1 rRNA gene is annotated in these 372 nt (G+C 47.0%); it reads left to right on the top strand.

Annotated elements, in window-relative coordinates:
* Positions 1-111, top strand: a 5S ribosomal RNA gene (gene rrf, locus ACTNBF_RS16560); the annotation flags it as partial.
* Positions 112-372: the final 261 nt, after the last annotated feature.

Raw genomic sequence — 372 nt, 5'->3', positions numbered from 1 at the left:
GCGATGCGCTTAGGGGACACACCCGTTCCCATCCCGAACACGATGGTTAAGACCTAAGCGGCCGATGGTACTGCACTGGAGACGGTGTGGGAGAGCAGGTGGCCGCCAGAACTGCAAAAAATAAGACGGATTCGCCGTCGAAGTTCATATAGATACAGACACAGAGTCTGAGGGGATTCTGCGGTCAACCCAATCAGCAGGGCAGTGCTGTTAATGATAGCTGGTTTTACCAGTGATTAAAGATTAGAAAAGATTCTGGTCTTTAATGACTGATAAAATATCAGTCAGAGAAATGTGTGTACATTGCACCTCGAGAACAAGTTCTCTCGGTCGTGTGCAGGCACACTATATAACAGAGTAATTTCTTGCTTA

The organism is Bariatricus sp. HCP28S3_A4 (genome assembly GCF_052066395.1).
GTDB lineage: Bacteria > Bacillota > Clostridia > Lachnospirales > Lachnospiraceae > Allocoprococcus.
This window is presented reverse-complemented; position numbering and strand designations above follow the sequence as displayed.